An 18,740-nucleotide genomic window follows, 5' to 3' on the forward strand; every position below is an offset into this window, starting at 1 on the left:
TAGAATGCGGCAAACCAGGACGAATCAATGACCGAACATACCCTCTCGGAAGCCGAATACGACGCCATTACCGATGCCGCGGCCCATTGGTGCATGCGATTGCATGCGGTCGACTGCACCGATGCCGAACGGCAGGCATTCAAGCAGTGGCACGATGCCGATCCCCTGCATGCTTTCGAATACGAAGCCATGCTGGAAATCTGGGATGTGGCCGATCATCTGCCGCGTGTCGAGGCACTCGCCGCCACTCCAGCGTCCAGGCCTCGGTCGCGCTGGAGCCGGTTGGCTGTCGCTGCCGCGGTGTTCGTCGTCGGCCTGCCCTTGGCCGCCTACACTGGCTGGAACCTGGACTGGATCGCCAATTCCTACCAGCGGTTCGAAGCCGGCACGAGCGTGCGCCATATCACCCTGAGCGATGGCAGCCAGGTGGAACTCAACCTGGGCAGCGAGCTGACCTTCGCCAACTACAAGAACGAGCGCCGGGTCACCCTGGAAAAGGGCGAGGCTTTTTTCGACGTCAGCCATGACAAACAGCATCCGTTTGTGGTGCGCGCGGGCCTAGGCCAGGTGCGTGTGAGCGGCACTCGCTTCAATGTCTGGATGTACCAGGACCAGGTGCGGGTCACGCTGGTGGAAGGCTCGGTCAGGGTCACCAGCAACCAAGCGCTCACCCGTAACGGCCTGCAACTTTCGCCGGGCATGCAGGCGAGCTACAAAGCAGGCGACCACGAGCCCCAAGTTCGCGAGACGGCCCCGAACGACAGCTCGCTGGCGTGGCGCAACGGCAAGCTGGTGCTGGATGACCTCGCCCTGAGCGATGCGCTGCCGCTGATCAACCGCTACCTCGAGCGTCCCGTCATGCTGGCTGACACCAGCACCGGCGGCCTACGTGTCGGCGGTGTCTACAACATCAGCGAAGTACAGAACCTCGTGGCTTCGTTGCCCAAAGTCCTGCCGGTCTACCTGACCCAGAACAAGGACGGCAACCCGGTGCTCAATTCCATCGGGCAGCGGCCGGTCCAATAACTGAAGGGCTCCCCTGTGGGAGCAAACCTTGCTCGCGATAGCCATGGATCGAATGTACCGCCCTCATCGCGAGCAAGCTCGCTCCCACAGTTTGGATCGCTGTTGGTCTGTCATTTCCCAACCACCAGAAAGCCCCTGTGGGAGCGAGCTTGCTCGCGATGACGCCTGCAAGCACAACCGCGGTTATTGCGTCGCCACCCTGCCCGCCTCATCACGCTCACGGATAATCACGGCCTGATAATGCGGATCGGCCTTGATCTGCTGTTCGGTGAAGGGCAGCACACTCCACTGTTTCTGCGAAAACGCCTGGGTCTGGTCGGCCGAATACGGTGAAGCGGGGTCGCTGGAAATGGAGAACGCCAACAACCCCTGGGCCTGCGGACCTTTACCGTCAAACGTCACCACTTGCAGGTAACTGGTACCGCTGACCACCTCCCGCTTGCCGTTTGCCCCCGGCACACTCTGGATCGCGTTATAGATGCCCAACTCCCCGGGGCCGCCGTGGATCGGCGTCTGTCGGCTGCCGCTGCTGCCCACCTGGACGTCCTGCCACAGGCTGTCCTTCGACAACCCCGCAACCTTCACCGCCTCCACCGAAGCCAGCATGGCCTCGCGCACGGCCTTGAGCACCGGCGGTCGCTCGATCGCCAAGCCACGCGGGGTGTGTTGCGGGTCTTTGGGATCGAACGCAACGCGCCATGAATCAGGCACCGCCTGCAGCCGCTCCATGATCTGCTGGAAGTACACCAATCCCAGACCGCTGTTCAGGCCGGCCTTGCGATCCCAGGCCTTGAGGCTGGTACAGGCTTCGGCCAATGCCGATGCATCGCCCCCCAGGTCTGCGACGCAAACGCCGAGCAGATCCGGCATCACCTGGTCAGCCAGGTAAACCTGATCGTCCATGACCATGCGCTGCAAATCCTCGACCTTCACCGGCCCGTCCTTGGCCAATTGGCCCATCCGTTCCAGCGCAAAACGCGCCCGCAGGCCCAGCGGCTGGCCTTGCTGGCTGATCACTGGGGAAAAACCGGACAACGGCTGCGCAGGGTTGACCATCCAGGCCGAATCGTTGGAGTTCTGCACATAATCGCGGCGCAGCAACTGCGGGAGCTTGTGGGCGGCATAAATGCCCTTTTGCACCCCGTTGGAATCGCTGCCCCAGGCACATTCGCTGCGACTGCCATCCAGCACGATAAGCTGCAATCCGGCCCTGGGATCGCTGCACCGGGCCAGTTTGTCGGCGTCGACGTTCGGCACCACCGACACGTTCATGTAGAGGCTTTGCCCCTGGTCGTCCACCGCCAGGGTATTGACCCAGGGAATGCCTTGGATCTTATGGACCGCGTCCTGCAAATCCTTGAGGGTGAGCGCCTTGTTCATGGCGTACCACTGGGCCAGCACGCGATCGTTTTCCAGATTCGCGTCCCGCAGGCTGTAGGCGAACTGGTTGTCCCAGTCCAGCCGACCGGGCCATTGCACGATCGGGCCGAACTGCGAGCCATAGACCACACGGGAAACCGTCTGCACCTGGCCGTCGGGTTGCTTGATGTCCACCGCGACGGTCTGCTGGCTCATCGGTACGGATTTGCCGTCGAGCAGGTAGCGGGTCGGATCTTTCGGGTCGAGCTGCAGCCGGTACAGGGTGAAATGCTTGGAACTGTCGACGGTGTGGGTCCAGGCCAGGTGCTGGCTGAAACCGATATTGATCATCGGCAAGCCTGGCAGCGCCGCACCCATGACATCCAGCTTGCCGGGAATGGTCAGGTGCATCTGGTAGAAACGCATGCCGCCCACCCACGGGAAATGCGGGTTCGCCAGCAACATCCCGCGACCGTTGAACGAGCGCTCACTGCCGATGGCCAGGGCGTTGCTGCCGCGTTCCAGGGCAAAACGCTGCTGCCGGGTGGCGGCGGCGGCGAAACCTTCGACCTGGGCGTGCGCGCGTGCCGTCGCCTGGGGCGGTTGCGCGCCAGCCAGGGCTTCGGCGAACTGGCCGACGCCGCCTTCCACCAACAACCGACGGGTCAATTTGACCAGGTCCAGCGCTGTGATCGGCCTCACCCAGTCGCTGGCGCATTGCTCGGGCAGGCCCTTGGCCTTGCGCTCGGCCAACGCGCGGTTGTAGCCGGCCGCGTAGCCTTCGACCAGTTGTTGCACTTGAGGCGTCTGGGCCTGCCAGAAACCGGAGACCGCTTGCGGCGTGTTGAGCCAGCTGAAAAACAGATCGCTGACGCGGTTCTGCCGCTGCTCGACCGTGACCTGCTCGGGCCCGAAATAACGCGAGCGCTGGGCATTGACCGTGACGATCTCATTGGCCAGCAGGCACAGATTGTCCTGGCCGTAGGCATAACCGATGCCATAACCCAGCCCACGCTCGTCCTGAGACCGGATATGTGGCACGCCAAAACGGGTGCGACGGATCTCGGCACTGGCCTGCTGCCCATTGTCCTGTGCATTGACCACGGGGCTGAGCCCGAGGGCGATCCCTAGAAAAGCACCCGCAAGGCCAACCCTCGATAACTGCCCGGACATTCTCACGTTCACTCCTGATGAAAACTGCAGAAACCAGGACGGCTACCGGTGCGCCAGTAGACAAGCACTCGGCCCGCCTGGGAAATCACACGCCGCATGCTGAACCGGAATGTGCCTACCTTGAAAACGAACCGGATGAAAAAAAATTAATGGTCGCACGCCGCTTGAATACGGGGGTTTGACGAAGCAGGGGCAATTTTTTCACATCACCGCCCTCATGATTGCGCATCCTCGTTCGTCCTATAACAGGAGAGTATTCGTGACCTTTTCTGATCTGGCTGGTAAGGAGTTTCTGCATGCGTAACGCGCAACTGCCCATGGAGGGCAAGCCAAGGCCGACCGGCGTCTCGCTGAGCGCCACCCACCGTGAATTCGAGAGGCCGCCAGAGCGCGGCGGCAATGACCATATCAGGCGCCTGCTCAAGAGCTTCGGGCTCAGGACCAGCCTGATTCGCCTCAAAGTCATCGACGCGTTGCTCAAGGCCGCCCACGAAAACCGCTGCCTGGGCGTGCGTGGTGTGCACAGTCAGTTACTGGGGCTGGACATTCCGTTGTCCTTTCTCAGCGTGCGCGAGGTGTTGAAGCGCCTGTGCAGCGAGGGTGTCGTGACCCTCAACCCCGATAAAAGCTACCGCCTGCACCCCAGCGCGATGGCCGTGCTCGAGGCCGAGGAATGAAACCGGCGCTCAGTGCTTGACCTTGCGCCGCATCACGCCGTTGATCACCACCACGATGACCGCCACGGCAATGGCGATGTATTGAAACAGCTGCTCGCTGATCATGCCTTTGCCCTGCATCCAGGACAGCCCGAGCATGATTGCCAGGACGACGAGGACGATCAGAATCGAGTATTTCAAACGTTGCGAATGAGTCATTGCCAATTTCCTGAATGTATCCGTTCTGTATCCGAAGGCTTGCCGATCCATACCTCATTTGCCGGCATGACGACTCACCAACGGGGCCCCATGGTACAGCCGAAGGCCCGCCTTCGTGCAATCCGCTCGTTTTGACCCTTGGCTGACTGACATCTAAAGCTACGTCCTCCCAGGCCGATATATACGGAACTGCCCATTCGCCAGTTTCAGAAAATCGCCTTCGTGCAAGGATTCTCCGTATGCCCTCACTCCGAACGATTCAGGCTCGCTATACCCTGTTTCTGGTTGTTTTCATGCTGGTGCTGTCCCTCCTGACCATGGTGGGCATCAGTTACCTGGTCGCGCCCAAGCTGCGCCAGACTGAAGAGGAAGTGGCACTTAACCGCATCGCCGAGGTTGCCGAGCAAATCCAGGGCGAACTGAACAAAGTGCAGGCGCAGCAACGCAGCATTACCCAGACCATCCCGCTGCTCGACAGCGATGCCATCGACAAAGTGTTGCCGGGGCTGGTGGATCAGTACGGCGAGCTGAAAGTCTTCGGCGGCGGGATCTGGCCCTTGCCCAACCAGCGGGCCGAGGGACGCAGCAAATTCAGTACGTTCTGGCACCGCGACGCGTCCGGCAAACTGGTGGTCAATACCTTCTGGAACAGTGACGCCGCGCCCAACTATTACGAACAACCCTGGCACAAGGGCGGCATGGCCACCCCACCGGGCAAATGCGCCTGGGCCGCGGCCTACAAAGACGACGCCAGCGCCGAACCACGCACCAACTGCGCCATGGCCATCCAGAAAAACGGCGTGCCTTACGGCGTTTCCACCATCGACGTAACCCTGGGCTTCTTCAATGAGCTGGTGGCACGCAAGGAAGCCGACCTGAGCGCCGAGATGCTGATCGTCGAAGGCGACGGCAAGATCATCAGCAACAGTTCGCGCATCAGCGGGCCGATCGTGCTGAAGAACATCAGCGAACTGGCGGCCACCTCGCCATTCGCCGCTCAGGTCAAGGCAGGCCTGGCCAAGCGCGACCAGCCGCTGCAACGTGTGGAGTTCGACAACAAGGGCGAGGCCAGTACCTTCTTCATGCGCCCTATCGAAGGTTCGCCGTGGTTCCTTGCCACCGCATTGCCGACCCGCCTGATCACGGCCCAGCGCGATGACGTGCTGAGCACGCTGAGCCTGCTGCAGATCCCGATGGTGATCCTGTTGGTCTTGATGCAGCTGTACGCGATCCGCCAGTTGACCAATCGCATGAAAGTCCTCAAAGGCAACATCGACGCCTTGTCCACGGGCGATGCCGACCTGACCCGACGCATCACCATCCGGGCCGAAGATGAATTGGGGGCGATCGGTCACTCGGTCAACCGCTTCATCGCTTACCTGCAAGGTATGATCGGTGAAGTCACCCAGGCCACCGGCGCCATGGCGTCGAGCCTGGGCGATCTGCAGCGGACCTCGGCCCACACCAGCGAAATCCTGATGCGCCACGCCTCGGAAACCGACCAGACCGTGACGGCCATCACCCAGATGAGCTCCACGGCTGAAAGCGTCGCGCAAAACGCGGCCGAGACCGCGGCGTTCACTCAACGCGCCAACGAGCATGCCGATCGCTCCCGCGTGGTGGTCGGTGAAGCCTCCAACAGTGTGGTGGCCTTGATCGATGAAGTGGCCAGCGCCACCCGCAAGGTCGAGAGCATGCAACAGGACGCTCAGCGCATCACCGAGATTCTGGGTGTGATCGGCGCCATCGCCGGGCAGACCAACCTGCTGGCGCTCAACGCCGCCATTGAGGCCGCCCGGGCCGGCGAGCAAGGCCGTGGTTTTGCCGTGGTGGCCGACGAAGTCCGCGCCCTCGCCGCCCGCACCCAGGCCAGCACCTCGGAAATCAACGAAATGCTGACCCGCCTGACCCAAGGCGTGAGCTCGTCGGTCTCGGCCATGGAAAACACCCAGGCCAGCTGCCAGTCGGCCGCCGACGCGACCTCCCGCGTCAACTCAGGCCTGGACGAAATGGCAGGCTCGGTCAGCCAGATCAACAGCCTGAGCACCCAGATCGCCACGGCCGCCGAGCAACAAAGCGCAGTAACCGAGGAGATCAATCGCAGCATGGTGCAAATCCGCCACATGGTGGAGGAACTGGTGGAAAGTGGCCTGGCCAGCGAAACCAACACCCGGCAACTGCTGGAAGCCAACACACGGGTGAATGCGATCATGGGTCGGTTCAAGGTGCGCTAAAACCTCACCATCCCTGTGGGAGCGAGCTTGCTCGCGATAGCGTCGGATCAGTTGCAAGGTTGTGACTGACAAACCGCTATCGCGAGCAAGCTCGCTCCCACAGGACTGTATTCGCCCTCCCAACCTGACAACTCTGTAATCCCCGCCTCAGGCCCCTGTCAGCTCGTGCCCGCTACTCTGTTATCCTTGCGCCAAACCGTTCGACACGAGACCTCCTTCATGGCCAACCCCCTGCACCTGCTCGCCTTGAGCGCCCTGTTCATGACCACCCTGGCCCAGGCCGCGGAACCGGTCACCATCGATGTGCATCGCGACGCCAATTGCGGCTGCTGCAAAAAGTGGATCTCGCATTTGCAAGAAAACGGTTTCAAGGTCAATGACCATGTCGAGGCCGATATGAGTTCGGTCAAGCAACGCTTGGGCGTGGCGCCGAACCTGCGCTCCTGCCACACCGCCGAAATCAACGGCAAATTCGTCGAAGGCCATGTCCCGGCCGACCAGGTGCTGGCGCTGAGCAAGCGCGATGACCTGCTCGGCGTGGCCGCACCGGGCATGCCCATGGGCTCGCCCGGCATGGAAATGGACGGCATGAGCGACGCTTATCAAGTGATCGGTCTGAAAAAAGACGGGACCCAAACCGTAGTGGCGGATTACCCGGCCCACTGATGGGCGAAGCCTATATCGGCTTGTTCCTGGCGGCATTTGGCGCGGCGACCTTGCTGCCCCTGCAATCGGAGGCCTTGTTGGTCGGCCTGTTGCTCGGCGAGCGCCACGTTGTCTGGCTGTTGCTGGGGGTCGCCACGCTCGGCAACGTCCTGGGCTCGCTGGTGAACTGGTGGCTGGGCACGCGCCTGGAACACTTCAAGGACCGGCGCTGGTTTCCGGTCAGCCCGGCGCATCTGGCCAAGGCTCGTGTGCATTACCAGCGCTTCGGGCGCTGGTCGCTGCTGCTCAGTTGGCTGCCGATCATCGGCGATCCATTGACCCTGGTGGCCGGGGTGATGGGCGAGCCGTGGCGCCGCTTCCTGCTGATCGTGACCGTTGCCAAAGGCCTGCGCTACGGCGCTCTCGCCCTCGCCACGCTGGGCTGGATGGGTTGAACATTTGGGCCGTTCGGTTGCCTGTGGTTAATGTCGCCATAATCGGGTCGCGCCAGGATCGGCGACGGCCACAAGGAGATTGACCATGTCCCGAACCCCCACCCGCTGGTTGCCCAGCCTGTTCCTCAGCGCCGCCCTGCCCCTGCTCGCCCAGGCCGCCAATCCGCCGGAAGGCCCGGCCTACGGCGCCCAGTTGGAGGGCTTCGAATACCCTTATACCCTCAAGCACTTCGCCTTCCAGTCCCAGGGCCAATCGTTGCAGATGGGCTACATGGATGTGCCGGCCCAAGGCAAGGTCAATGGCCGCACCGTGGTGCTGATGCACGGCAAGAATTTCTGCGCCGCCACCTGGGGCGATTCGATCAAGGTGCTGAGCGAAGCCGGCTACCGGGTCATCGCCGCGGACCAGGTCGGCTTCTGCACATCGAGCAAACCCGAGCATTACCAGTACAGCTTCCAGCAACTGGCGACCAACACCCAGGCCTTGCTCAAGGCCCTCGGTGTACAGAAGGCCATCGTCCTCGGCCATTCCACCGGCGGCATGCTCGCCACCCGTTACGCCTTGCAGTTTCCCGATCAGGTCGAGCGCCTGGCAATGGTCAATCCCATTGGCCTGGAAGACTGGAAAGCCTTGGGCGTGCCCTACCGCACCGTGGACCAATGGTACGCCCGTGAGCTGAAAGTCACCGCCGAGGGCATTCGCAATTACGAGCGCACGACCTATTACGCCGGCCGCTGGAAACCTGAGTTCGACCGCTGGGTGGACATGCTCGCCGGTTTGAACAAGGGGCCGGGCCATACGCAAGTGGCGTGGAACTCAGCGCTGATCTACGACATGATCTTCACCCAGCCGGTCTATTACGAGTTCAAGGACCTGACCGTACCCACCCTGCTGTTGATCGGTACCTCCGACACAACCGCTATCGGCAGCGACATCGCGCCGCCGGCGGTAAAGGCCAAACTGGGCCACTACGAGGTATTGGGCAAGCAGACCGCCGGGCTGATTCCCCGCTCGACCCTGGTGGAGTTCCCCAATCTGGGGCATGCCCCGCAGATGGAAGAGCCGGATCGGTTCCACAAGGCCCTGCTGGGCTGGCTGGACAAACCCATTCCCTGACGAGGTGTTCCATGGCGGTGCAAATAGCAGTCATAGACGATTGGCAAGATGTGGCACGCGGTGTGGTGGACTGGTCGGTGCTCGACAGCGTCGGCCAAGTGACCTTTCTCCACGACTATCCCGCCGACCGCGACACCCTCGCCGAACGCTTGCAGCGCTTCGAGGTGATCTGCGTGATGCGCGAGCGCACTGTGTTCGATGAAGGCCTGCTGCGCCGCCTGCCCAACCTCAAGCTGCTGCTCACCGGCGGCATGCGCAATGCCGCCCTGGACCTGAAGGCCGCAGCCGAGCTGGGCATGCAGGTGTGCGGCACCGACAGCTACAAGCACGCCGCGCCCGAACTGACCTGGGCACTGATCATGGCCCTGACCCGCAACCTGGTGCCGGAAGCCAATGCCTTGCGCGCCGGTCTGTGGCAGCAAGGCCTGGGCGGCGACCTGCACGGCAAGACGCTGGCGATCCTCGGCCTGGGCAGCATCGGGACACGAGTGGCGCAGTTCGGCCAGGTGTTCGGCATGCGGGTCATCGCCTGGAGCCAGAACCTCAGCGCCGAACGGGCCGCCGAAGCGGGTGTGACCTACGTCAGCAAGCAGGCGTTGTTCGAACAGGCCGACATTCTCTCGATCCACCTGGTGCTCGGCGAACGCACCCGCGGCCTGGTGGATGCCCAGGCGCTGGGCTGGATGAAACCCGAGGCGCTGCTGGTCAATACCTCCCGCGGGCCGATCGTCGATGAGACCGCCCTGATCGACGCCCTGCTGCACCGGCGCCTGGCCGGTGCCGCCCTGGACGTCTTCGCCCAGGAGCCCTTGCCCCTCGCCCATCCATTCCGCACCCTCGAGAACGTGCTGGCCACACCTCATGTGGGTTACGTCAGTCGACAGAATTACCAGCAGTTCTATTCCCAGATGATCGAAGACTTGCTGGCCTGGACGGCGGGCCAGCCGATTCGGTTGCTGACGCCGACGGGCTGAACCCGGAGGAGCATCCCACCTTTTTCTGTGGGAGCGAGCTTGCTCGCGATGGCGGAGGATCAGTTGCAGGTTGTGACTGACACACCTTTATCGCGAGTTCGCTCCCACAGGAAACGGCGCTCTTCCAAGGAAGTTATTAGCCATCAAAGTGCCTCTATCTCACCCGCCCTCCAATGGTGCGTCGCGCCATTCCATCGCGCACGCCAATGAACCAACGCCCTCCCCCTACACTTTTTTCTTTGCAGGAAACTGCACTTCGTCGGTGCGTACTCCCCATCGTCGTGTAAGACATTGCCGCTAAAAAACGTGATTGTCGGACAATACGACGAACCGAGGCGCACCGCTCTAGGATATGACCTAGACTGCCAAACCGGGGAGAAAACCGACCGGTCATCCAGACGAAAAAAAGTCGAAACTTTTCGCAACGGCGACAGGTCAGGTTAGAGGTAGGGCAACAGCGACTGGTGCAGTCCTTGCACTGGTCATTGCAACAGCTCCTTCAGCTGATTCGCTTCGCCGCGTTTGGGTAGCCGTTCGCTTTCCTTGCGTAGCGCTTGTGCGCCTGGCCGCAGGATTTGGCCAATGAAACAACAGCTCTGGCGCTTGCCGGAAACAGATCGAGAAAATGGGAGATATTTATGATCAGTGCTGCCTTGGAACCACAACAAGTCCGTTCTCAATTACCGCCGGCGGCCGAATCGCCGACGGCCCCGGTGTTGGTCACCGGCGGCAAGGCACTGCTCCCCGTCGTTCGACAGAATCCCAATCGCAAGAAAGTCTTGTTCGTCACCTCGGAAATCGCCGACCTGGTCAAGACCGGCGGCCTGGGCGATGTGTCCTCGGCACTGCCTCGGGCCATGGCCGGGCTGCATGATGTCCGGGTGCTGATCCCTGGCTACCCGCAAGTGATGAACAGCGGCAATCCGATCCACATCGTCGGCGAACTGGGCGGCCACGCAGCACTGCCGCCCTGCAAGATCGGGCGCATGGACATGGCCGACGGCCTGGTGATCTACGTACTGATCTGCCCGGAACTGTTTGCCCGCGAAGGCTCTCCCTACGGTGCCAACAACGGTCGCGACTGGCCGGACAACCACATTCGCTTCGCCCGCCTGGGCCTGGCTGCCGCCGACATCGCCGCCAACCTGGCACAGATCCACTGGTGCCCGGACCTGGTCCACGCCCACGACTGGCCAGCCGGGTTGGCCCCAGCCTACATGCACTGGCGCGGGCAACGCACCCCAACCCTGTTTACCATCCACAACCTGGCGTACCAGGGCGTGGTCAGCCTGGCGTCCTGCCCGGAACTGGGCATCCCCGAGCACGCCCTGCAACAGGAAGGCATGGAGTTCTACGGCAAACTGTCGTTCCTCAAGGCCGGAATGGCCTACTCCAGCCATATCACCACTGTCAGCGCCACCTATGCCCAGGAGATCACCACCCCTGAGTTTGGCTGCGGACTCGACGGCTTCCTGGCCGCCAAGACCCAACAAGGCTTGCTCAGCGGCATCCCCAACGGCATCGATGAAAGCTGGGACTCGGCCACCGACACCCACCTGTTCCGTCAGTTCTCCATGGGCGACTGGGAAGGCAAGGCCGTCAACGCCAGCCATGTGCGTGAACTGTTTGGTCTCGACGACTCCACTGGCCCGTTGTTCGCCGTGGTTTCGCGCCTGGTCTACCAGAAAGGCCTGGACCTGACCGAAGCGGTCGCCGAGTTCATCGTCGAATCCGGCGGCCAGATCGCCATTATCGGTCGTGGCGAACCGGAGGAAGAACAGGCCATGCGCGAACTGGCACTGCGCTTCCCCGGCCGCATCGGCGTGCGCATCGGCTTCAACGAAACCGATGCGCGGCGGATGTTCGCCGGCAGCGATTTCCTGCTGATGCCGTCGCGCTACGAGCCCTGCGGCTTGAGCCAGATGTACGCCCAACGCTTCGGCTCGCTGCCGGTGGCGCGCAATACCGGAGGCCTGGCGGACACCATCGAAGATGGCGTCACCGGTTTCCTGTTCGATGAATCAACCGTGGAGAGCTACCAACAGGCCTTGAGCCGGGCCTTCAAGGTCTTCGAGTTCCCCGGCCTGCTCAACGCCATGCGCTGCCGGGCCATGTCGGCACCGTTCAACTGGCGCCAGGCCGTGGAACCCTACGCCGAACTCTACGAACAGCTGGTGGCGAAGTCACTGGGAAAATCGGCCAGACAATGAGGTAACAATGACGTCAAGGACGCCTGATACATGGACCCACGGGGCGGTCATGCTGGATGACGAGCACACCCGCTTCGCCCTCTGGGCCCCGGATGCCTTTTTTGTCAGTGTCGAACTCGACACTGGAGACTCCATACCGCTACTGCCCCAAGCCGACGGCTGGTTCATGATCCAGACCCGTTGCCCCGCCGGCACCCGCTATCGCTACAACATCGATGGCGAGTTGGAGGTGCCGGACCCGGCCTCTCGCGCCCAGGCCGGCGACATTGACCGCCACAGCGTGGTGGTCGACCCCCATGCTTACCCATGGCGGCACACCCAATGGTCCGGCCGCCCCTGGCACGAAGCCGTCATCTACGAATTGCACGTGGGCGCCCTGGGCGGTTTCAACGGTGTCGAACAGCATTTGGCCCGCCTGGCCGGGCTGGGCGTCACCGCCATCGAGCTGATGCCCCTGGCGCAGTTTCCCGGCGATCGCAACTGGGGCTACGACGGGGTCCTGCCCTACGCGCCCCAAGCCTCCTACGGCACACCGGAACAGCTCAAGCATCTGATCGACAGCGCCCACGGACATGGGCTGTCCGTCATCCTGGATGTGGTCTACAACCACTTCGGTCCCGATGGCAACTACCTGCACCGCTATGCCAAGGGTTTCTTCCGCGAAGACAAGCACACGCCCTGGGGCGCGGCGATCGATTTCCGCCGCCGCGAAGTGCGGGACTTCTTCATCGACAATGCGCTCATGTGGTTGCTGGAATACCGCTTCGACGGCCTGCGCTTCGACGCGGTACACGCCATCGAAGACCCGGACTTTCTCCAGGAGCTGGCGGCCAGGGTGCGCGAACAGGTTGACCCCGGTCGGCATGTCTGGCTGACCGTGGAAAACGAACACAACCAGGCCAGCCTGCTGGAACTGGGCTACGACGCCCAGTGGAACGACGATGGCCATAATGCCTTGCACGTGTTGCTGACTGGCGAGACCGACGCCTACTACGCCGACTATGCCGAGCAGCCGACGGAACAACTGGCACGTTGCCTGAGCCAGGGTTTCGTCTTCCAGGGCCACACCAATCGCCACGGCGAATCCCGGGGCGAACCCAGCGGTCACCTGCCACCGAGCGCATTCGTGCTGTTCCTGCAGAACCATGACCAAGTCGGCAACCGTGCCCTGGGCGAACGCCTGCATCAGCTCGCCCCGTCCCAGGCCTTGCAAGCGGCGACAGTCTTGTTGCTGTTGTCACCGATGATTCCGCTGCTGTTCATGGGCGATGAGGTGGCCGCCGAACAACCGTTCCTGTTCTTTACCAGTCATCACGGCGAACTGGCAGAACTCGTGCGCGAAGGCCGACGCAACGAGTTCAAGGCGTTCAGTGCCTTTGCCGATCCGCAGACACGCGAGCGGATTCCCGACCCCAACGCGGCCAGCACCTTCGAGGTTTCCCGTCCAAGCCTGGAATCGCAACGCGCAGAGCAGCAGGCCAGCGAGGCGCTGTATCGCCAACTGCTGAAAATCCGCCGTGAAGAGATCGTCCCGCGCCTGCCCGGTGCCCAGGGCCTGGGAGCCGATGTGCTGGGCCATGGTGCTGTCAGCGCACGCTGGCGACTGGGCGATGGCAGTGTGTTGCGCATCGACCTGAACCTTGGCGACCAGCCCGTCGCGCACCACGCCCCGGAAGAGGCCCGCATTCTTTTCGAACATCCGCAGCAGGTCGTGGGTCTGTTGCAACAGGGCGTCCTTGCGCCCTACAGCGCGCTGGTCAGTCTGACGCAGGCGACAACCTTGCCCAACATCACTGGAGAGCGCCAATGAGCGATGCGCAACTGGAAATCCTCGCCGGCCGAGCGGGCCTGGCGGTGGATTGGATCGATGCCAATGGCCGGCCCCAGAAAGTCTCGCCGGCCGTCTTGCGTTCGGTCCTCACTGGCCTGGGCCATCCAGCCGGCAGCGCCCAGGAAATCGATGCCAGCCTGCTGCAGTTGCAGGAGGATCAACAGAACCATCAACTGCCACCGCTGATCACCGCCGATGTCGGGACCAGCCTGGACTTGAGCCGCTACTTCGAGGCCGGGACCCCCTGCGAAATCAAACTCGAAGACGGCGCGACACTGAATCTGAACCTCGATGCCGAAGCCAAGCTGCCGGGCATGGTCCCGGTGGGCTATCAGCACGTCCACATCCGGGACCAGCATTTCACCCTGGCCGTCGCACCCGCCCGCTGCTACAGCGTGGCCGATGCGGTGGACGACCCGACGCCACGGGCCTGGGGCCTGAGCGCGCAGCTGTATGCCCTGCGACGTCCCGGGGACGGCGGTTTCGGCGATACCCAGGCCCTGGAGGAACTGGTGCGGGTGGCCGGCGAGCGCGGCGCCGAGGCCATTGCCATCAGCCCTATGCACGCGATGTTCAGCAGCGACACCGGGCGCTACAGCCCTTATTCGCCGTCCAGCCGACTGTTCCTCAACAGCCTGTACGCCGCCCCCGGCACTATCCTCGGTGAACGTGCCCTGCGCACCGCCATCGACGCCACCGGCTTGACCAACCAACTGCGCAACCTGGAAGAGCAGCCGCTGATCGATTGGCCAATCGCCGCCCAAGCCAAGCAGAAAATCCTCCGCGCCTTGTACGACGGATTCAGCCAGGGCGCGCACCCGCTACATGAAGACTTCAGCAGTTTCCGCCACACCAGCGGCGAAGCCCTGGAAAACCATTGCCGCTTCGAGGCCTTGCAGGCCGAACGCGCCGCCCGGGGCGAAAGCCTCGACTGGCGGCAGTGGCCGGAAGAATGGCGCGATCCGCGCAGCGCGGTCCTGGCCCATTTCGCCGAAGAAAATGCCGACGAAATCGGTTTCTACGCCTTTTGCCAATGGTTGATCGCCCGTTGCCTGGAACGCGCCCAGAGCGCAGCCAAATCCAGCGGCATGGGCATCGGCCTGATCGCCGACCTCGCGGTAGGTGCCGATGGCGCTGGCAGCCAGGCCTGGAGCCGGCAGGACGAACTGCTCGCCTCGTTGACCGTAGGCGCACCGCCGGACATTCTCAACCGCTCCGGCCAAGGCTGGGGCATTTCGGCGTTCTCCCCGGAGGGCTTGGTGCGCAACGGCTTTCGCGCCTTCATTGAAATGCTGCGGGCCAACTTTGCCCACGCCGGCGGCCTGCGCATCGATCATGTCATGGGTTTGCAACGGCTCTGGGTGATTCCCAACGACGCCCCACCCAGCGACGGTGCCTACCTGTATTACCCGGTGGACGACCTGTTGCGCCTGCTGGCACTGGAATCCCATCGGCACCAGGCCATTGTACTGGGCGAAGACCTCGGTACCGTGCCGGAAGGCTTGCGGGACAAACTCAGCGCCCGCTCGATCCTCGGCATGCGCGTGCTGTTGTTCGAGCAGGACAACACCTACTTCAAACCCATCCTCGACTGGCCAGACAACGCCCTGGCCACCACCAGCACCCATGACCTGCCGACGCTCAACGGCTGGTGGCACGGTCACGACATCGACTGGAACGCCCGGCTGGACCTGATCGACTCCCACACCGAAATGGACTGGCGCAAACACCGCGAGCGCGAACGCGAAGGCCTGCGCCATGCGCTGAATCAGGATCCGCAGAATTTTCGCGAAGAACACCGCGAGACCGACCAGGTGCTGGATGCCAGCGTGCGTTTCCTCGGCCACACCCGCGCGCCGCTGGTGTTGTTGCCACTCGAAGATGCCCTGGGGATCGAGGAGCAGGCCAACCTGCCCGGCACCATCGATACCCATCCCAATTGGCGCCGCCGCCTGGCCCAGCAGAGCCAGGCGTTGCTGGATCACCCGGACGCCGCCCGGCGTCTGGAAATACTCGCCTGCGCGCGACTTCAGGCGAACGAGCGTGACCGATGAAACAGCCATTGATCCAACCTCTGCGGGCAACCTTGCGCCTGCAGTTCCATAAAGGCTTCACCCTGGACGATGCCATCCCCCAGGTGCCGTACTTCGCCGCGTTGGGCATCAGCCACATTTATGCCTCTCCGCTGCTCAAGGCCCGGGCCGGCTCCATGCACGGCTACGACGTGGTCGATCCGACCCTGGTCAACCCCGAGCTGGGTGGCGAAACCGCGCTCAAGCGCCTGGTTGCAGCCTTGCGCGAGCACCGGATGGGCTTGATCCTCGACATCGTCTCCAATCACATGGCCGTCGGCGGTAATGACAATCCCTGGTGGCTGGATCTGTTGGAATGGGGTCGACTCAGCCCTTACGGCGAGTTTTTCGATATCCAGTGGCATTCCCCCGACCCGCTGATGGAAGGCCAGTTGTTGCTGCCGTTCCTGGGCAGCGACTACGGCGTGGCCTTGCAGGAAGGCACCTTGCGAGTACGCTTCGATGCCACCCACGGCAGCTTCTACGTCGAACACTATGAACACCGCTTCCCGATTTGCCCGATGCACTACGGCGAGCTGCTCAAACCCGCCGAAACCCTGCCCGCCGAGCAGGCCGAATCGCTCAAGACCCTGGCTGAGCGCTTCACCACACTGAATTACCAGACCGATGCCCACGCCCTCGCCCGCCCGCTGCAAACGGAGTTGCGAGACCTGGCGGCACACGCCGGCATCCTGTCCGCCATCGAGGACAACCTGGCTGGCTACGACTCTACCCAGCCCCAGGGTTTCGAACGCCTGCATCAGTTGCTGGAGCGCCAGAGCTACCGGCTCGCCAGTTGGCGCACCGCGGCGGACGACATCAATTGGCGGCGTTTTTTCGATGTCAATGAATTGGGCGGGCTGCGGGTCGAGCGTCCGGCGGTATTCGAAGCCACCCATGCCAAGATCTTCGAATTGATCGGCGAAGGCTTGGTGGATGGGCTGCGGATCGATCACATCGACGGTCTTGCCGACCCTCGTGGTTACTGCCGCAAATTGCGCAGGCGCGTGAACTCGCTGTCGCCGACCCGACACCTGCCGATTTTCGTCGAGAAGATCCTCGGCGATGGCGAGACGTTGCGGCGGGACTGGAACATCGACGGCAGCACCGGCTACGAGTTCATGAACCAGGTCTCGCTGTTGCAGCATGACCCGGACGGTGCCGCCCCCCTTGCCGAATTCTGGAGCCGGCACAGTGAGCGGCCGGCGCACTTCATCGAAGAAGCCCGCCTGGCTCGCCAGCAGATACTCAATGGCTCCTTGGCCGGGGATTTCGAAAGCGTTGCCCAGGCCCTGCTGCAAGTGGCCCGGGACGATGTGATGACCCGCGACCTGACCCTGGGCGCGATTCGGCGGGCCTTGCAGGAATTGATCGTGCATTTCCCGGTGTATCGCACCTACATCACACCGTGGGGGCGCTCTGCTGAAGACGAGGTGTTTTTCAACCAGGCCCTGGAAGGCGCCCGGCAAACCCTCAGCGAAGCCGACTGGCCGGTGCTCGACTGCCTGGCCGGCTGGCTCGGTGGCATGCCTTGGCGGCAACGCCCCCGCGGCAGCCAGCGCAAACGCCTGCGCCACGCCTGCGTACGCTTCCAGCAACTGACCTCGCCGGCCGCCGCCAAGGCCGTGGAGGACACCGCCCTCTATCGCTCGGCGGTGCTGCTGTCGCGCAATGACGTGGGCTACAACACCGAGCGCTTCAGCGCCCCGGCGCAGGCGTTCCACCAGGTGTGCGCCGAACGCCTCGAGCATTTTCCCGACAACCTGATGACCACCGCCACCCACGACCACAAGCGCGGCGAAGACACCCGTGCCAGGCTGGCCGTGCTCAGCGAGCGCGCCGACTGGTACGCCGCCTGTGTGGAACAATGGCGCATCCTCTCACCTTCGCTGCACAGCGACCCGGCGGCGCCCTCGGCCGGCGATGAACTGATCCTGTACCAGGCGCTGCTCGGCAGTTGGCCGCTGGACCTCGACCTCCAGGACCACCAGGCGCTGGCCGCCTACAACGAGCGCCTGTGGCAATGGCAACGCAAGGCCCTGCGCGAAGCCAAGTTGCAGAGCAGCTGGGCGGCGGTCAACGACGCTTATGAGCAAGCCACCCAAATGTTCCTCGAACGTCTGCTGCTGGGCGAAGAGGGGCTGCCCTTGCGCAGCGCCATCGCCGAGGCGGTCCAGGCCGTCGCGCCGGCGGGCGCCCTCAACAGTCTGGCGCAAACTTTGCTGCGCATGACCGTACCCGGCGTACCGGACCTGTACCAAGGCAACGAGTTCTGGGACTTCAGCCTGGTGGACCCGGACAACCGCCGCCCGGTGGATTTCCAGGCACGCCGCGAAGCGATGCAGGCCGACAACACCCCAGCCGCGTTGGTACGCGATTGGCGTGACGGCCGGATCAAGCAGGCATTGATCGCCCGGACACTGGCCGTGCGGGCCGAGTATCCGCAGCTATGGCGCCAGGGCCGCTACCAACCGCTGGAAGTGCTCGGTGAGCAGGCCCATCGGGTATTGGCCTTCATGCGTGAGGACTCGCAACAACGGGCGATCGTTGTCGTACCTGTCCATGCGGCGCACTTGCTGGAAAACAGTGCCGTGCCGCTGGTGGCTGCGTCGGATTGGGGCGATACCCGCGTATCGTTACCGTTCGCCGCCAAGGATGAAAAACTGAAGGGACTTTTTTCAAGCGCAACAGTCACACCCCAAAGGGAGCTGCTGATCAGCACCGCGCTGGGGAATTTCCCGGTCAATGTCTTTATCCAACCTTGAGTTG

Annotated in this window: 14 protein-coding genes; 12 read left to right on the forward strand and 2 right to left on the reverse strand. The window is 63.0% G+C overall.

All coding sequences use genetic code 11. The features are described from left to right. The first annotated feature begins 27 nt into the window (after nucleotides 1-27). A complete protein-coding gene (locus tag AB7M32_RS19055) occupies nucleotides 28-1,026 on the forward strand; it encodes a FecR family protein (RefSeq protein ID WP_454250956.1) in 999 nt (332 codons plus the stop codon). Nucleotides 1,027-1,209: 183 nt separating this feature from the next. Here AB7M32_RS19055 and pvdQ read toward each other — a convergent pair whose 3' ends face one another. Continuing rightward, nucleotides 1,210-3,558 carry a bifunctional acylase PvdQ gene (gene pvdQ, locus AB7M32_RS19060; RefSeq protein ID WP_454250957.1) on the reverse strand — a complete coding sequence of 783 codons (2,349 nt, stop codon included), beginning with the start codon at nucleotides 3,556-3,558 and terminating at the stop codon, nucleotides 1,210-1,212. 17 nt (nucleotides 3,559-3,575) lie between these two features. Here pvdQ and AB7M32_RS19065 point away from each other — a divergent pair, with 17 nt between their 5' ends. Beyond that, complete coding sequence (locus tag AB7M32_RS19065) at nucleotides 3,576-3,740, forward strand: hypothetical protein (protein WP_454250958.1); 165 nt, start codon at nucleotides 3,576-3,578, stop codon at nucleotides 3,738-3,740. 114 nt (nucleotides 3,741-3,854) lie between these two features. Next, complete coding sequence (locus AB7M32_RS19070; RefSeq protein ID WP_060742244.1) at nucleotides 3,855-4,235, forward strand: hypothetical protein; 381 nt, start codon at nucleotides 3,855-3,857, stop codon at nucleotides 4,233-4,235. A gap of 9 nt (nucleotides 4,236-4,244) precedes the next feature. On the opposite strand, the gene AB7M32_RS19075 is transcribed toward AB7M32_RS19070, so the two are convergent. After that, the gene (locus tag AB7M32_RS19075) at nucleotides 4,245-4,433 is read right to left on the reverse strand and encodes a hypothetical protein (RefSeq protein WP_454250959.1); all 189 of its coding nucleotides are present in this window, start codon (nucleotides 4,431-4,433) and stop codon (nucleotides 4,245-4,247) included. 239 nt (nucleotides 4,434-4,672) lie between these two features. On the opposite strand from AB7M32_RS19075, the gene AB7M32_RS19080 reads away from it, so the two are divergent. From AB7M32_RS19080 to AB7M32_RS19120, 9 genes are all read left to right on the forward strand, one after another. Further along, the gene (locus AB7M32_RS19080; RefSeq protein ID WP_454250960.1) at nucleotides 4,673-6,667 is read left to right on the forward strand and encodes a methyl-accepting chemotaxis protein; all 1,995 of its coding nucleotides are present in this window, start codon (nucleotides 4,673-4,675) and stop codon (nucleotides 6,665-6,667) included. Between the two features lie 219 nt (nucleotides 6,668-6,886). After that, nucleotides 6,887-7,333 carry a DUF411 domain-containing protein gene (locus AB7M32_RS19085; protein ID WP_060742242.1) on the forward strand — a complete coding sequence of 149 codons (447 nt, stop codon included), beginning with the start codon at nucleotides 6,887-6,889 and terminating at the stop codon, nucleotides 7,331-7,333. After that, nucleotides 7,333-7,767, forward strand: coding sequence for a YqaA family protein (locus AB7M32_RS19090; protein WP_454250961.1), 435 nt, complete (start codon nucleotides 7,333-7,335; stop codon nucleotides 7,765-7,767). Before AB7M32_RS19085 ends, AB7M32_RS19090 begins: the two co-directional genes overlap by 1 nt. A gap of 85 nt (nucleotides 7,768-7,852) precedes the next feature. Next, nucleotides 7,853-8,884, forward strand: a complete 1,032-nt coding sequence (locus AB7M32_RS19095; RefSeq protein ID WP_072405675.1) for an alpha/beta fold hydrolase — start codon at nucleotides 7,853-7,855, stop codon at nucleotides 8,882-8,884. Nucleotides 8,885-8,895: 11 nt separating this feature from the next. Beyond that, nucleotides 8,896-9,858, forward strand: a complete 963-nt coding sequence (locus AB7M32_RS19100; protein ID WP_454250962.1) for a D-2-hydroxyacid dehydrogenase family protein — start codon at nucleotides 8,896-8,898, stop codon at nucleotides 9,856-9,858. A gap of 638 nt (nucleotides 9,859-10,496) precedes the next feature. Then, nucleotides 10,497-12,068, forward strand: a complete 1,572-nt coding sequence (glgA, locus tag AB7M32_RS19105; RefSeq protein WP_454250963.1) for a glycogen synthase GlgA — start codon at nucleotides 10,497-10,499, stop codon at nucleotides 12,066-12,068. A gap of 7 nt (nucleotides 12,069-12,075) precedes the next feature. Continuing rightward, the gene (gene treZ, locus AB7M32_RS19110; RefSeq protein WP_454250964.1) at nucleotides 12,076-13,878 is read left to right on the forward strand and encodes a malto-oligosyltrehalose trehalohydrolase; all 1,803 of its coding nucleotides are present in this window, start codon (nucleotides 12,076-12,078) and stop codon (nucleotides 13,876-13,878) included. Further along, complete coding sequence (gene malQ, locus AB7M32_RS19115; RefSeq protein WP_454250965.1) at nucleotides 13,875-15,953, forward strand: 4-alpha-glucanotransferase; 2,079 nt, start codon at nucleotides 13,875-13,877, stop codon at nucleotides 15,951-15,953. Before treZ ends, malQ begins: the two co-directional genes overlap by 4 nt. After that, nucleotides 15,950-18,736: a malto-oligosyltrehalose synthase gene (locus AB7M32_RS19120; protein WP_454250966.1), complete on the forward strand. Its 2,787-nt coding sequence runs from the start codon at nucleotides 15,950-15,952 to the stop codon at nucleotides 18,734-18,736. Before malQ ends, AB7M32_RS19120 begins: the two co-directional genes overlap by 4 nt. Nucleotides 18,737-18,740 lie beyond the last annotated feature (4 nt).

The sequence above is a fragment of the Pseudomonas sp. R151218B TE3479 genome, from assembly GCF_053629195.1.

Excerpts from the sequence above, each read along its gene's own strand:
- AB7M32_RS19085 (WP_060742242.1), top strand. The coding sequence starts at position 6,887 with ATGGCCAACCCCCTGCACCTGCTCGCCTTGAGCGCCCTGTTCATGACC.
- pvdQ (WP_454250957.1), bottom strand. The coding sequence starts at position 3,558 with ATGTCCGGGCAGTTATCGAGGGTTGGCCTTGCGGGTGCTTTTCTAGGG.
- glgA (WP_454250963.1), top strand. The coding sequence starts at position 10,497 with ATGATCAGTGCTGCCTTGGAACCACAACAAGTCCGTTCTCAATTACCG.
- treZ (WP_454250964.1), top strand. The coding sequence starts at position 12,076 with ATGACGTCAAGGACGCCTGATACATGGACCCACGGGGCGGTCATGCTG.
- AB7M32_RS19095 (WP_072405675.1), top strand. The coding sequence starts at position 7,853 with ATGTCCCGAACCCCCACCCGCTGGTTGCCCAGCCTGTTCCTCAGCGCC.
- AB7M32_RS19100 (WP_454250962.1), top strand. The coding sequence starts at position 8,896 with ATGGCGGTGCAAATAGCAGTCATAGACGATTGGCAAGATGTGGCACGC.
- AB7M32_RS19065 (WP_454250958.1), top strand. The coding sequence starts at position 3,576 with ATGAAAACTGCAGAAACCAGGACGGCTACCGGTGCGCCAGTAGACAAG.
- AB7M32_RS19070 (WP_060742244.1), top strand. The coding sequence starts at position 3,855 with ATGCGTAACGCGCAACTGCCCATGGAGGGCAAGCCAAGGCCGACCGGC.
- AB7M32_RS19090 (WP_454250961.1), top strand. The coding sequence starts at position 7,333 with ATGGGCGAAGCCTATATCGGCTTGTTCCTGGCGGCATTTGGCGCGGCG.
- malQ (WP_454250965.1), top strand. The coding sequence starts at position 13,875 with ATGAGCGATGCGCAACTGGAAATCCTCGCCGGCCGAGCGGGCCTGGCG.
- AB7M32_RS19080 (WP_454250960.1), top strand. The coding sequence starts at position 4,673 with ATGCCCTCACTCCGAACGATTCAGGCTCGCTATACCCTGTTTCTGGTT.
- AB7M32_RS19055 (WP_454250956.1), top strand. The coding sequence starts at position 28 with ATGACCGAACATACCCTCTCGGAAGCCGAATACGACGCCATTACCGAT.
- AB7M32_RS19075 (WP_454250959.1), bottom strand. The coding sequence starts at position 4,433 with ATGACTCATTCGCAACGTTTGAAATACTCGATTCTGATCGTCCTCGTC.
- AB7M32_RS19120 (WP_454250966.1), top strand. The coding sequence starts at position 15,950 with ATGAAACAGCCATTGATCCAACCTCTGCGGGCAACCTTGCGCCTGCAG.